This is a genomic window from Bradyrhizobium vignae, from assembly GCF_900324035.1.
Classification (GTDB): domain Bacteria; phylum Pseudomonadota; class Alphaproteobacteria; order Rhizobiales; family Xanthobacteraceae; genus Bradyrhizobium; species Bradyrhizobium vignae.
The window spans coordinates 6,997,809-7,011,517 of the sequence record NZ_LS398110.1 but is presented as its reverse complement, the minus strand read 5'-3'; the positions used below and the strand labels follow the sequence as shown (position 1 = coordinate 7,011,517).

General features: G+C 60.4%; 8 protein-coding genes and 2 pseudogenes. 4 read left to right on the top strand and 6 right to left on the bottom strand.

The features are described from left to right. Nucleotides 1-28: 28 nt before the first annotated feature. Entirely contained in the window at nt 29-1,069 is a 1,041-nt protein-coding gene (locus BRAD3257_RS33765) for an IS110 family RNA-guided transposase (RefSeq protein WP_122405419.1), read from the bottom strand. 89 nt (nt 1,070-1,158) lie between these two features. After that, a pseudogene (locus tag BRAD3257_RS33760) lies at nt 1,159-1,428 on the bottom strand (integrase core domain-containing protein); the annotation flags it as partial. A gap of 80 nt (nt 1,429-1,508) precedes the next feature. On the opposite strand from BRAD3257_RS33760, the gene BRAD3257_RS33755 reads away from it, so the two are divergent. Next, complete coding sequence (locus tag BRAD3257_RS33755) at nt 1,509-2,531, top strand: IS110 family RNA-guided transposase (RefSeq protein WP_122405418.1); 1,023 nt, start codon at nt 1,509-1,511, stop codon at nt 2,529-2,531. A 257-nt stretch (nt 2,532-2,788) separates the two neighbouring features. On the opposite strand, the pseudogene BRAD3257_RS33750 reads toward BRAD3257_RS33755, so the two are convergent. Beyond that, a pseudogene (locus BRAD3257_RS33750) lies at nt 2,789-3,708 on the bottom strand (IS3 family transposase); the annotation flags it as partial. Between the two features lie 1,081 nt (nt 3,709-4,789). Here BRAD3257_RS33750 and BRAD3257_RS33745 point away from each other — a divergent pair. The 3 genes from BRAD3257_RS33745 to BRAD3257_RS33735 all read left to right on the top strand — a co-directional run bounded on the left by BRAD3257_RS33745 (nt 4,790) and on the right by BRAD3257_RS33735 (nt 10,030). Further along, the gene (locus BRAD3257_RS33745; RefSeq protein WP_244607808.1) at nt 4,790-6,424 is read left to right on the top strand and encodes an ATP-dependent Clp protease adaptor ClpS; all 1,635 of its coding nucleotides are present in this window, start codon (nt 4,790-4,792) and stop codon (nt 6,422-6,424) included. Between the two features lie 827 nt (nt 6,425-7,251). Then, nucleotides 7,252-8,634, top strand: coding sequence for a group II intron reverse transcriptase/maturase (ltrA, locus tag BRAD3257_RS33740; RefSeq protein ID WP_122405417.1), 1,383 nt, complete (start codon nt 7,252-7,254; stop codon nt 8,632-8,634). Nucleotides 8,635-9,391: 757 nt separating this feature from the next. Further along, nucleotides 9,392-10,030, top strand: a complete 639-nt coding sequence (locus BRAD3257_RS33735; RefSeq protein WP_122405416.1) for a dethiobiotin synthase — start codon at nt 9,392-9,394, stop codon at nt 10,028-10,030. Nucleotides 10,031-10,817: 787 nt separating this feature from the next. On the opposite strand, the gene BRAD3257_RS33730 is transcribed toward BRAD3257_RS33735, so the two are convergent. The 3 genes from BRAD3257_RS33730 to BRAD3257_RS33720 are packed head-to-tail and all read right to left on the bottom strand — an operon-like array spanning nt 10,818 to nt 13,688. Further along, nucleotides 10,818-11,402: an AMP-binding enzyme gene (locus BRAD3257_RS33730; RefSeq protein WP_244607807.1), complete on the bottom strand. Its 585-nt coding sequence runs from the start codon at nt 11,400-11,402 to the stop codon at nt 10,818-10,820. 32 nt (nt 11,403-11,434) lie between these two features. Next, nucleotides 11,435-12,517 (bottom strand): ISAs1 family transposase, encoded by a 1,083-nt coding sequence (locus BRAD3257_RS33725; protein WP_122405414.1) that lies wholly within the window; start codon nt 12,515-12,517, stop codon nt 11,435-11,437. Continuing rightward, nucleotides 12,453-13,688 (bottom strand): AMP-binding protein, encoded by a 1,236-nt coding sequence (locus BRAD3257_RS33720; RefSeq protein WP_122405413.1) that lies wholly within the window; start codon nt 13,686-13,688, stop codon nt 12,453-12,455. Before BRAD3257_RS33720 ends, BRAD3257_RS33725 begins: the two co-directional genes overlap by 65 nt. Nucleotides 13,689-13,709: the final 21 nt, after the last annotated feature.

The following is a 13,709-nucleotide window of genomic DNA, read 5'->3' as shown; positions in this document are numbered from 1 at the left end:
TCAGATCGCTTTGGCGGTCCTGTGTCTATCAGACGGCGGCCGCGGCAGTCAGCGGGTCGGGACGTCGGTACGTACCGCCCTTGTTCAGAAGCGCCCAGATGATCCGCGCCGTCTTGTTGGCCTGCGCGACCGCGGCAACCTTGAAGGGCCGTCTGGCGAGAAGCGCCTTCAGCCACGGCCGCGCCCGAGCGTCGTTTCGGACAACCCGCAAGACGGCCGTCGCCCCGACAACGAGCAGAGAGCGGAGTTCCGGATTTCCCATCTTCGATATTCCTCCCAGTCGCTCTTTGCCTCCGCTTGAATGAGGCCGCGGCGTCAATCCCAGCCAGGCGGCAAAGTGGCGAGCCGACTTGAACCCGCCGGGATCCGGCACGAGCGCCTTGATGGTCGCCGCCGTGATGGCGCCGACGCCAGGTATCGTGGTCAACCGACGCATGTCCTCGTCGTGCTTGGTCTCCACAACAATCGCGCGCTCGAGTCTCTCGATTTGGTCGGCTGAAGCTTCAATCTCGTCGGCAATAGCCCTCAGCGCGAAGCGCGCTGCTGCGGGCAGGCGAGCATCTGTCTCATCCCGTACGATTGCGACCAGCGCCTCAATCTTTGCCAGGCCAGCGGTGGCGATGATGCCCAATTCGGCCAGATGCGCGCGCAACGCGTTGACCGCCTGCGTTCGCTGCCGCACTAGAAGAGCGCGGGTCTTCAGCACCATCGCGGCAGCCTGTTGCTCGGCCGTCTTGATCGGGACGAAGCGCATGGTCTTGCGGATCACCGCTTCGCTGATGGCCTCTGCGTCCGCCGCATCCGTTTTGCCTCGCTTTACGAAGGGTTTGACATAAGCCGGCGGAATGAGCCGCACCTCATGACCGAGAGCTGCGATCTCGCGCGCCCAATAGTGGGCGCTACCGCAGGCTTCCATCCCCACCAGGCATGGTGGCAGTTTCTCGAAGAAGCGCAGAACCTCGCTGCGCCGCAATTTCCTGTTGAACACGGGCGAGCCCCCCGCATCCGCGCCGTGAACTTGGAAAACGTGCTTGGCCAAATCCAACCCGATGGTGCTAACCTGTTTCACGGAACGGTCCCTCCTTTGTGGCGTTCGAACAACGACCACGTTCTAGCACTTTGATGCTGTTGGAGCGGGCCGTTCCACCACATCAAGTTTTATCCATTCCTGAGTTCGCCCCGGTCGTTGGATTTGCCCATTTGGGCGGCGGTAGCGACGGGAGCTGGCGCGGAGCCCTCAGCATAGCGCAGCGCCAGATCCCGTCGCGGGTTGCAGGTGATGGCGAACTCGGACGGCGTCCTCCATCCGAGCCGTGAGTCTGGTCGTGTGTCGTTGTAATCCGCGCGCCAGCATCCGAGCGCGACGCGGGCCTGGGCCAGCGAGGTGAACAACGTCTCGTTCAACAATTCATCCCGCAGCCGGCCGTTGATGGGGAAGACGGCCCCGCTCCCTCGGCGCCGGCGATATACTGGCGATGGACGAATCCGCTAACAGGAGCAATTGACCAATGGAAGCCGCGACAATTGGGTTGGACATTTCGAAGCACGTATTTCACATCCATGCAGTTGATAGGCAAGGCCAAGTGGCCGGTCGCCAACGTCTCCGGCGAGGCGAGATCGTATCTTTCTTCTCCTCGCTCGCACCTTGCCTGGTCGGCATCGAGGCCTGCGCGACTGCTCACCACTGGGCGCGGGAGATTCGGCAGTTTGGACACGATGTCAGATTGATTCCGCCAGCCTATGTTAAACCCTACCTCCGAAGAGGAGCCAAGAATGACGCCGCTGACGCGGCCGCGATCTGCGAAGCGGTCAGTCGTCCCAATATGCGGTTCGTTCCAATCAAGAGCGCCGAGAATCAGGGCTTCTTGATGCTTCATCGTGCAAGAGGCTTGCTGGTCCGCCAACGCACCATGACAGCTTGCGCCATTCGGGCTCACTTTGCTGAGTTCGGAATCATTGTCGGGCAAGGCCGGCAACGGGTGGATGGTCTGGCGGACTTGTTGGATAACGAGGAACTGACGCTACCGGCCCACGCCCGCATCGCGCTGGCCGTCCTTGTGAGCCAACTGAAGGAATTGGGCCGGCAGGTCGAGGTCATCGAGCGCGAACTGGCTGAGATCCAGCGAGTAAATCCGATGGCGAAGTTGCTGTCCTCGATTCCCGGGATCGGTCCCATAACGGCCACAGCTCTCGCCGCGACCGTGCCGGACGCGACCATGTTCCGCTCCGGGCGGGAGTTCGCGGCCTGGCTTGGCCTGACGCCTAAGCAGAATTCCACCGGCGGGAAGGACCGGCTCGGCCGCATAACAAAGCAGGGCGATTCCTATCTCAGGCACTTGCTTGTCATCGGGGCACGCAACGTCGTTCGGTATCCAAAGGCCCGGTCCCGGGTTGGAGGCGGCTGGATCGAAGCCCTGCTTGGACGGCGTCGGCCCATGGTGGTCGCCATCGCCGTTGCCAACAAGTTGGCACGGATCGTCTGGGCGATGATGACGACCGGGGAATTCTATCGGCCTAAGCTCGCGACCTAAATGTCGCGTATGTTGGCCACCTTATGGTGTGAGGGCAAATGACAGCATGATGGACACCGGCGGAGCTGGGGATCGAGCAAGCCCGAAGAGCTTTAAGCGCAACAAGCGCGACCCGTTGATGAGGCCTCGATCCGCGATCTCCATCAGGGCCAGCGGCCATGGCATCGGTCGCACAAACAGGCCGTATACATGAACGCACCCGACCGGTATCCAAAGTGCTGCTGAAATCCCTTGCATCCGCGGGGCCGTCTATACATGAAGCTCTCGATGAAGGCATTCTGTATGGGCTTGCCCGGCGCAATGTAGTGCCAGGCGACGCGGCTCTGATCCGCCCATGTCAGGATGGCGTTGCTGGTCAGCTCGCTGCCGTTGTCGCTGACCACCATTTTCGGCTTGCCGCGCTCGATCATCAGCCGGTCCAGTTCCCGCGCCACCCGGGCGCCCGAGAGCGAGGTATCGGCCACCAGCGCCAGGCACTCGCGGGTGCAATCGTCGACCACGGTCAGAATGCGGAAGCGACGGCCGTCGGTGAGCTGATCCGACACGAAGTCGAGCGACCAACGATCGTTGGGGGCCATCGGCGCCATCATCGGTGCCCTGGTCCCAATTGCCCGCTTGCGGCCACCACGGCGGCGTACCGCGAGCCTCTCTTCCCGGTAGAGCCGGAAGAGCTTCTTATGGTTGACCAGATAACCCTCCCGCTTGAGCAGCACGTGCAGGCGGCGGTAACCGAAACGGCGACGTTCCTGGGCGATCGCCCTCATGCGCTGGCGAAGGCCGGCATCATCTGCGCGGGTCGCCTTGTATCTCATCGTCATGCGGCAGCAGCCGATGGCTTTACACGCCCGCCGTTCGCTCATTCCGTAGACGTCCACGAGATGGGCGACAGCTTTCCGCTTGGCAGCGGGCATCACCATTTCTTTCCCAGGAGATCTTTCAAGGCCGCATTGTCCAGCATGGCGTCGGCCAAGAGCCGCTTCAGTCGTGTGTTCTCGTCCTCCAGGGTCTTCAGCCGCTTGGCCTCCGACACCTCCATCCCGCCGAATTTTGCCTTCCATTTGTAGATGCTGGCGTCACTGACGCCATGCTTGCGGCACAGATCGGCGACCGAAACGCCAGCTTCGTGCTCCTTCAAAATCCCGATGATCTGCTCTTCCGTAAAGCGACTGCGCTTCATGCTCTGGTCCTTGTTGTGGGCCAGAGCGAACTTCAAACTGGATTAAGCCCGTGGGGCAAGGTCAGCCCGTTCCGCCAGCGCTGATGTAATCTCGCGCTTTGCGCGCGTGCTAATCTTTCCTGCATACGCCACCGAACTGGTTCGGCAGCTCCGCCCAGACACCCACAGGGAAGTTGTCCGGTAACATCTTTAGTGCGCAATCCGCCCTTAAATCCGGACCTTGCTTGATGACTCTCGGCCCACCGGCGCAGGCACTCTCGCATTGCCGCGCAAACGCCTTGAGGGTGGCGTGCTTAATCAGCGCACTCTCGAATGCCGGCGATGTTCAGCACAAAGTACCAAAAGGCCGCAGCTGTCGGTGCATTATTCGGCACCGCGTCTGCCGATACTGCTAGCTCTTCTGATTGCCGAAGTCCCATGCCCCCTATTATCTCACCACATCAGCAGTGATGAGGCGCCCAAATATCGCTAGGGCTTATCAAAAGGGGGATGTCGGTTGCGAACAGTCCGGCGCGGGTGTGGCTATTGTCGTCGGCAGAACCGCGATGCGTGTGAATCTCCGCTCGCTAATCTGGCAACTCGCGAGCTTCAAGAAGCGAAGTTCATGCCCCTGGGCAGGTACCGAGTCTCCTGCAAAGAACAGTTTGAGAGTCGTTTTCGCGGCCGGCATGCCATTTGCTGAAAGATCCGGAAACGAGAGAGGCTGGATGAAAGCAGTGACATCATTCGCCCTTTACACCAACACGGGCGCGCAAGGACTGTAGGAGAGAGCACAACTGTGAGGATAATGACAAAGCCAAAACATGACGTCGTCCAGGTCCACGACGCGACTGTGCGTTTGGTCCGCTGGGGCCTGCGTGCCCTTAATCGGCTATCGCAGTCGATTGCGCCATTCGGCCCAATCGACGCCGGCCTTGATGGGGCGCACCGTGAGTCGCCAATGAGTCCTCCGGCAGTCCAAGAGCTGAATGGCGCCCGGACGGCAAAGCGCAACTTCATCGAAACACCTGTACGACGAACGGAGCGCATCAAGCGAAGTAAGGCCAACGACAAACCGTTTCACTCATATTAGGAGCTTCGGATGGATCATCAAGTGTGCACTGTGCCCAAGTCTGTACAGCTGGTTTTTCAAGATGCCGGTAAGACGCCGCGCGGTTTCGTGGTGGATCTATTCCGGGAGGTGTTCGGCAGACATCAGCGCGATGCCTACGCCCTTTCCATGTTGATTGAACGGCAGGACAAGGCCGCGTGCGGCCCCTTCCCGCCGTCAGTTGCAAAGGCGCTCTTCGATGCGGCGCAGGAACGAATCCGAGCTGAAGGACATACGTTGCAAATCACCTCCGAGCCTGCTGGCGAAACCGAGGCGCCAGATCCGTCCGAAATCCAGTTCGAATGGGCCCATGACGCGATTGCCTGGCATTTCGCCGATATCCCGCCGAACAGCCTCGTGACTATGCTGCGGCAATTTCCCGGCCACATGCGCGCGGACATCCAGATCGCAATCGACAAGCTGTTCGCTTCGCCAGTCCGCTTCTTTGGCCTGCTGCAGCAGCGATGGACTTTGGAGAAGCCGTCATTCGCGCAGCTCCGGCGCGCCGGAAAAGATCCCGTCTTGCTGACGTCGCCACAATACCACGAGATCGACATCGGCGAGGCCACCCCAGTCAAATGCGTGCACAATGGGCTGTGGCTATCCGAGGCGAACGAGTTTCGTTACGCTGTCGTGCTGTCCTATTACCGCGAGCCCATTCAACGATGCGGGACAGACCCAGAGGAGACGATGCTCATTGAGGTCGCGGTGCCCGCCGGCGGGGCCGGCGCGTCCTACGCGCAGCACTGCTTCGTTGAACTTGAGAGAGCGGTACAATCCGCCGGATCGTACCGTGGCAAGATCCTGTCCCTCGAGAGCGATGCGAATTACAGCGGCCGTTCGGGCGGCGTTACGGTGCATCGTTGGCCCCGGCTAGACCGCGCGGACGTGATCCTGCCCGAAAAGGTGCTCAAACTGCTCGATGGAAATGTATTGAGCTTTGTCGGAATGCGCGATGCGCTGCGCCGGCTCGGCCAATCGACACGCAAGGGCATCTTGCTTTATGGCCCGCCCGGCACCGGCAAGACCCACACGATCCGATACCTCGCAACTAACCTGGCTGATCAGACCACCCTAATAATGACAGCCGGGGAGGTCGCTGCGCTCGGTGAATATATGAACCTTGCCCGGCTGTTGCAGCCTGCATTAGTGGTGATCGAGGACGTCGATCTGATCGCGCGCGACCGCAATGAGATGCGAGATGCGCGCGAAGAAGTGCTGCTGAACAAGCTGCTCAATGAGATGGATGGGCTGACGGAGGACGCCGAGATCGTGTTCTTACTTACCACCAACCGACTGGAAGAGCTCGAGGGCGCGCTCGCGGCGCGGCCTGGCCGGATCGACCAGATCATCGAGGTGCCTTTACCTGATGCTCATGGCCGCGACAAGCTCGTGCGGCTCTATGGCAAACGCCTGCCACTCACTGAGGCCGTTGTCGCTGAAGCCGTGCGACAGAGCGAGGGCGTCAGCGCAGCCTTCATCAAGGAGTTCATGCGGCGCATCGCGCAATCGTCCATCGCGCGCGATGGCGGCAAAACGGTCATCTGCAATGATATCGATCAGGCGCTGGACGCTATGCTGCCGATGAGGGGGCAAGGATCGCGGGTCGAGCAAGCTGGACCGTGAGCCGCGACAAGGGGCAGGAGCGGCCACAAAGTGTGCGCGCAGCTGTCCGAAATGGGTCAGCTGGCCGACGTTCAGATCGGTGGCGAGCTGACCGGCGAGTTGGTCCCGCAGGCGGCTCGTGCGCCAGCGCATTCAGACGGACCATGAGCCGGCATGCTTTCCGGTGAACCCATACGGGTCTCGCTCCGCCGCGCGGAAATCAGGATGAAAGCTGACATCGCTGCTACGTCGATGGTCGCGGGAACGTTTCGATGGTGCGCCTCTGATTTCGCTAGCCGTTCAAGCCTGAATCAACGCACGTGAGCACCTCAGAGTATCTAGCCTTCACAGGTCGTTGGCCGCCCGCTACGGCGTTGTTTGGCGCTCGGGTGCAGGCGGCTTTGCTCTACCGAGCTACACCACGCCATGGGAGTACGTCATGCCAAGCTGATGATTGCTTGTGGGTGGAAGTCCCATCCGGCCAAAGCCGAAGCGGGCAAGCCGGGACCGAGTCTTGCGGGCGGCGCGGCAACGCGGGGTCCGAAGTGTAGACAGGAGCCATGCGGGGTGCGGGAATGAGCCTCGAAAGGTGGATGTTCGCGGAGGCCGAGTGTGTTCCCTAGTCACGAAGGCAGCATGAGCATCGTCGTTAATGCCGCTCCGTCGGGGTCGATGGCCGGATCACGCATGGAAGGTAATCATCGGAACATGAGAGGCCCGACCGGGTCCATTGGATTGGTCTCCAGTGGGGGACAGCGGCAAGGCACTGCCAGAGCCGCGGTCCGAGCTGAGGTCGGGAGTCGGACTGATCCATAGTACCTGCGAAGTCGTCGAAGGTAACGAGACGCATGGAGGGAAGGGACCAGACCGAGGGGAGCCTGCGCGAGGAGGCCAGGGGCCGGACACAGAGCCGGGTTGCCTTGCCGCCGAACCTCGAGCGGGTGAACGCGGCGGCCAAGCAGGATGCCCAAACCCGGTTCACGGCCCTGCTGCACCACATCGACGAAGACGCTCTGCTTCGGGCGTTTCGACGACAAAAGCGGCAGGCCAGCGCGGGGGTCGATGGGATAACGGTGGCGAAGTACGAAGAAGGGCTCACGGATAACATCCGCGACCTCTGCGCACGGGTCCACACTGCTCGCTACCGGCCACAGCCGGTGCGGCGGGTCTACATTCCCAAAGCCGATGGCGGCAAGCGGCCTCTCGGTGTGCCGGCGCTCGAGGACAAGATCGTCCAAAGCGCGGTGGCCGAGGTGTTGAGCGCGGTCTACGAGGTCGACTTCCTCGGATTCTCCTACGGCTTCCGGCCGGGGCGGAATCCTCATATGGCGCTTGATGCCCTGCATACGGCGATCATGAGCCAGCGCGTGAACTGGGTGCTCGATGCCGACATTCGCAGCTTCTTCGACTCGGTCGACCACGAGTGGCTGCTGCGGATGGTGGCGCACAGGATCGCCGATCCTCGTATCCTACGGCTCATTGAGCTGTGGCTGCGAGCTGGCGTTCTTGAGAGCGGCGAGAAGCAAGAGACGGACAGGGGCACGCCGCAAGGGGCAGGCATCAGCCCGCTCCTTGCCAACATCTTCCTGCACTACATCCTCGATCTCTGGGCCCACCAATGGCGTCGTCGCCATGCACGCGGTCGCATTGTGACCGTGCGCTACGCGGACGACTTCGTCATGGGATTCGAGAGCAAGGCCGATGCGCAGGAAATGCTCTTGGCCCTCAAGGTGCGACTGGCCAGCTTCGGCCTGACGCTCCATGAGGACAAGACGCGGTTGATCGAGTTTGGCCGGTTCGCGGCCCTCTCGCGTCAGCGGCGCGGCGATCGGCGGCCAGAAACCTTCGCCTTCCTGGGCTTCACCCACTACTGCGGGCGGACCCGAGATGGCCGGTTCATCGTGAAGCACAAGACGGAAGGGAAACGCCTGACGCGCAAGCTGACGGCGTTGCGCCAGGACGCCTGGCGGCTCATGCACGCGCCACTGGCCAAGCAGCACGAGTGGTTCGCCGCTGTGCTGCGCGGGCACTATGGCTACTATGGCAGGCCGCACAACTATCCAGCGCTCAACGGCTTCTACCGCGAAGTGCGTCGAACCTGGCTGCGTTGTCTGAGACGGCGCAGCCAGAAAAGTCGGCGCATGGGCTGGCCGGAGTTCGAGACCCTGACGGCACGCTTCCGCCTGCCAACTCCACGCATCACTCGCACATGGGCGCAGGCGCGGATATGACGCGGGTTACTCTCGGGAAGAGCCGGGTGCGGGAAAGCCGCCCGCCCGGATCTGTGAGGGTAAAGCCAAATGGCCGAGCTACTCGACCATGACCTGCTCGGTGCCAAAACCATCTGAATGTGCCTTATTCTGGCTCGGTGGCTCGGTGGCTCGATGGATGTCCCGCGCGCAAAACTCGGGAACGCGCAATACTCCGTTGCAGGGATGATATGCGTCGATCAATGTTTTCCCGGACAAGACGATTCAGCACTATCTCAACGGCGCCATACCAATTCAGTCACTGATCGTTGCGGTACGAATCGTACAATTCTGCATCTATTGGGATACATCGTGCCGGACGTGAACGCCTTCGTCCGATCCGGACGATCTTTGTGCGCCGAAAAACAATCTTGACCTGTCAGAACGCATGACACGCAACTTCCGGGAATCGCGCCGCGCGCGAAACGTCTATGGTTCAATCTATCAGTTGGCCATGCGGAGCAGGCCTTTCAGGCCAGTGGCGTCGGCAACGACCGCCATCGGTGTCTTGCATGATTGTGTGCCCGCTGCTTGGCGTTGAGAAAGAAAAAATGGTCGAAAGCGCGCTGAGCAGCCTTTTGCTGGACTCGCTGAAAGGTTGGGTCGTACGCCCAACGTCGACTGCCGATCTTCCCAAGCGCGAGGCGGGCCTTACGACTGGCGCACGTTTGTGAACTGACACTGAAATCGTGGAGGATGAGGTGCGTACACTGCGGTGGGAGACAAGAGGCCAAGCTCAATGAGCCAGCAGCGGATTGTGGTGACCGGTACAGGCGCGGGCATCGGAAAGACGGTGTTCTGCGCAGGACTCGTCAATCTCCTCGGTGCGAAGTTTTGGAAGCCGATCCAAGCCGGCCTCGAAGGAGAAACGGATACAGAGCGCGTCGCTCGGCTTGGCAATCTTCCGTCGCATCGCATCGTGCCTGAAAGTTACCGACTTAAAGCGGCAGCTTGGCTCCACTCCGCGGAGATTGACGAGGTTCGCATCAAAACGGGTTCGCTGGACGTGCCGGACACCGGAGGGCAGCCGCTCGTGGTCGAGGGCACCGGCGGGGTAATGGAGCCGCTGAATTGCGGCTCGCTTTACATTGACCTCTTGAAGAGATGGCGACTTCCTGTCGTGCTCTGCGCGAGCACAACTCTGGGCGCGGTCAATTGTTCACTGCTGTCCATAGAGGCGCTGCGAAGGCGCCACATCGATATTCTTGGAGTCGCTTTCGTGGGACAAAAGAATTCGGATGCTGTGAGAGCAATTTGCGAGATTGGACGGGTGCGTTGGTTAGGGCGACTGCCCTGGATCACGCCTTTGTCGGCAGACACTCTGCAAGCTGCGTTCAAGGCTTCCTTCTGGCCCGATGATTTCGACCCAGGACGCTAAAGATGAAGTCGTCGATTTGGCATCCGCATGGAACGCGCTTCAAGGCAGGATAACAACCGCCCGGGTTCTTTAGCCGTAACCGTTGCGGCGTCCGATCTGAAGACGATCCCTAGGGTAGGCTTTCATTTCCCGAATCGAAGGCTCACCTCAAGGATCATGTTCACCAAGCGCGGACGAGCCGATCTGATGGCTCGCGTTTGACAGCTTCATCACTGAGCCCCGTCAGCGTTTCGCCATTGGGGCTAGGTGCGACACGCGATGGCAATTTAGTTTTTAACGACCAGCCCGGTCGGCGTCTTCTCCTGAGCCGACCTGAACAAGACGTTAGGGATTGCGGCGCTCGCGCTATTCGGGCTATCGCAGGAAGGATTGACCCGCACTGGCCATCATTTCGGTCCTCATCTACCCTTGAGCGGCGAGGAAATTTTTGTCCGATCCGGTACCGCTTCACCTCGCTAGGGCGCAGGCCGAGCATCACGCCGGTTGGGCGCGGAACGTTTCCTTCGTCAGGTTGTGCACAGCACCTTGCGTCAGATCCATGTCCGTTTTCGACGGAAAGTGAGAATGTGGACGCGCCGATGATGCGGTGGATTTGAGAAGCTTGTCATTCCATGCTATTGCGTTCAAGAAAGAACCTAGGTCATCTTGGGCGGACGGACATCACGTCCGAAGCTCAGGGCCTGCCTTAGTTCACCCGGATTACGTCCGGCGCTTATTCCAAGGCTCACTCCCGAAAGTAGTTCTCGCAGTTGGGGCCATTTTGAGCAAAGGGATCGCTCTGCGGCTCTCATGGATTCGCTGCGACATGCTCTGCTGCAGCCTCATCCTGGGCCATCTTGCGCAGAGCGCCACGAATAATTTTGCCGGTGGTTGTTAAGGGCATCTCATCAATAAATCGTACCATACGCGGATATTCGTGCGCTGCCAGGCGTGACTTGACGAAACTTGCAATGTCGTCGGCCAATGCATCTGATCCAATATATCCATCCTTAAGCACGACATATGCGGCAACGATCGCACCCCGAACGGGATCCGGCTTGGCGACAACCCCGGCAATACGGACAGCTTGGTGCGCAAGCAGGCAATCCTCCACTTCTGCAGGGCCAATCCTGTAGCCGGCGGAGCCAATGACATCATCATTGCGTCCCACAAAGCGAAGCCGTCCCTCAGCATCGCGTACCCCCAGGTCACCCGTGAGAAGCCAATTGCCATCCGGCCCTTCTACGAACTTTTCGCGCGTCGCTTCGAAATTTTGCCAATAGCCGAGGAACATCACGGGATCGGGGCATAATACTGCAAGGGCGCCTTCCGTCTCCTCAGCTTGGCGAATGCCGGTTGCGGCATCGATTACATCAACAACGTGGCCGGGCACCGGCCGGCCCATACTCCCCGGCAAGGGTAGGGCTATCGCATATGGGCGAGGGCGGAGAGAAGGAAGTCATTATTCCATCTGGCTTGGAGCATTTTGTGGCTGATGCGGGCAGGACCGGGCGTTGCCTGCAGGGTATTGATGGCCAGCTTGCGGATGAGGGCGAGATTTTCGGCGGCGTGATCTTTGCGGCTGCGGCAGGCATCTTCGTCGAACAGAACGTCGAGAACCCAGTGCAGGTTGTTCTCGATGCTCCAGTGAGCACGCACGACCTCGAGCAGCTTTTTGGCCGACAGCAGGCGCGAGGCGAGGAAGTATCGGACCGTATGCTTGGCGGTCTTGCCAGAGTTTGCGCGCCAGCTGTCGATGCGACCGACTGCGGCGATAGCGGGGAAGTCGTATTGCTTCGCCAACTGAGGAGCCGGCGCGACGATGGCCTGCCGGCGCTCGGCGCGACCGTGGGCAGTGGCTCTTCGTTGACTCGCTCGCGCGGGCTTTCGGGCTGTATCGACCAACGTCTTGGCGGCCTTGAAGAGCCGGCCACGGTTACTCTTGATGGCTAACACGTAGTGCCCCTTCCGATCGAGGATGGCCTGCGCGGTATCGGGCCGGCAATGCAAGGCGTCGGCGGTGACAAGAGCCCCGTCCAGATCGAGCAGCGCGAGAACTTCGAGAGCCCCGGCAACCTCGTTGCGGTTGGGAGCCTTTCTCTGAGCCAGCGCCATGCGAGTGCCTGCGGCCCAGACATTGACCATATGCAGCGGCGTGGCCTGCCGGCCCCGCGTGTAGGCCCCGCGCAGCGCCTTGCCGTCGATGCTGACCACCCCCTTGATGCCGAAGCCCTTGCTGAATTTGCGCAAAACCGCTTCCAGCCCCTTCGGATCCAGCGCACGGAAGACGTTGCTGAACGTATCGTGGCTCGGAATGCCGTGCCTGAGCTCCAGGAAGCGCCGCAACAGCTCCTCGCGGCCTTGGCCAAAGAACTCGAACTCGGTGCAGGTCTTGGCGCCAGCCAGCGTCGCCGCCAAGGCGATGACGAGGATCTCCACAAGATCATGTCGGGTGTTGCTGGCGCGCGGGTCCTTGAGCGGTCGAAACAGGCGCTTGAGCTTGCGCATTCAGGTCTCCCTCTGGAATCGAGAGACACCCAAAGAATCCAGTTCCAACCGCTTGGCAACACCCTGCCAGCACCATATGCGATTCCCCTACCGGCAAGGGGGGCTCTAGCGCTGCGCAGGAAGAAACCACCATGTTGCACTCGGTCTGCCCATAAAATTCATTGATCGTAACCCCTAGCGTCGTGCGTCCCCATTCGATCAATTCTGCACCTAGCGGTTCGCCGCCGCTTACCACCGAGCGAAGGCGAACCTCAGGCGTTTCGGTCTGGGGCAAGAGCTTCATCATCTTCAAAGCCGTGGGAGGCAGAAAGGCGTTACGTATTCGGCAGGTTTTGATCAGATCGAAAGCCGCCTCTGCGGTGAATTTAGCAAACCGGCAGGCGACAACCGGGATGCCATGATGAAGCGCCGGCATGAGGACATCGAGTAGACCGCCAATCCATGCCCAGTCTGCAGGAGTCCAGAAACGATCTCCGGCCTGAGGGAGAAATTCGTGGCTCAATTCGACCCCTGGAAGATGTCCCAACAGAACCCTGTGGGCGTGCAGGGCGCCTTTAGGGTTCCCCGTGGTGCCTGACGTGTAGATTAGAATTGCTGGATCATCCGCGAGCGTCCATACAGGTTCAAAGGCAGGTGATTCTGCCTCGCAAAGTGCAGCGAAACTTCTGGCCGGTCCAATCGCCCCGTCGACGCAGATGATCAGCTCCAATGCGGGGAGCTGTTGAAGAAGAGGCTTTATTCGCTCGACGCCGGGGGCGTCCGTTACGATTGCTCTTGCGCCCGAGTCTGCCAGGCGATGGAGAAGGGCATCGGGTCCAAACAGTGTAAATAGCGGGATCGAGATGCATGCGAGTTTTGCGAGCGCAACATGCGCCACGGCTGTCTCGAAGCGCTGAGGCAGCATAACACCAACTCGGTCGCCCATCTCTCCGGCACGGCGGCCAATGCCGCGCGCGCTCAAGGCGTTGGCCAGCCGGTTGGACATTGCCTTCAAGTCGGCAAAGCTGTATTCGCGAGTGAATTTTCCAGGCTCTACGTCGATGATCGCCAATCGACCAGGCTCTTTATCGGCCCACCTGTCGCATATGTCGGCACCGATATTGTAGTAATCGGGGATATTCCACCGATACCCATTTCGAACCTCATCGAAAGTTTTTGCCTTTTTCAGCATTACTTGTCCTCCGTCCCGATT

Excerpts from the sequence above, each read along its gene's own strand:
- BRAD3257_RS33755 (WP_122405418.1), top strand. The coding sequence starts at position 1,509 with ATGGAAGCCGCGACAATTGGGTTGGACATTTCGAAGCACGTATTTCAC.
- ltrA (WP_122405417.1), top strand. The coding sequence starts at position 7,252 with ATGGAGGGAAGGGACCAGACCGAGGGGAGCCTGCGCGAGGAGGCCAGG.
- BRAD3257_RS33745 (WP_244607808.1), top strand. The coding sequence starts at position 4,790 with ATGGATCATCAAGTGTGCACTGTGCCCAAGTCTGTACAGCTGGTTTTT.
- BRAD3257_RS33720 (WP_122405413.1), bottom strand. The coding sequence starts at position 13,688 with ATGCTGAAAAAGGCAAAAACTTTCGATGAGGTTCGAAATGGGTATCGG.
- BRAD3257_RS33725 (WP_122405414.1), bottom strand. The coding sequence starts at position 12,517 with ATGCGCAAGCTCAAGCGCCTGTTTCGACCGCTCAAGGACCCGCGCGCC.
- BRAD3257_RS33735 (WP_122405416.1), top strand. The coding sequence starts at position 9,392 with ATGAGCCAGCAGCGGATTGTGGTGACCGGTACAGGCGCGGGCATCGGA.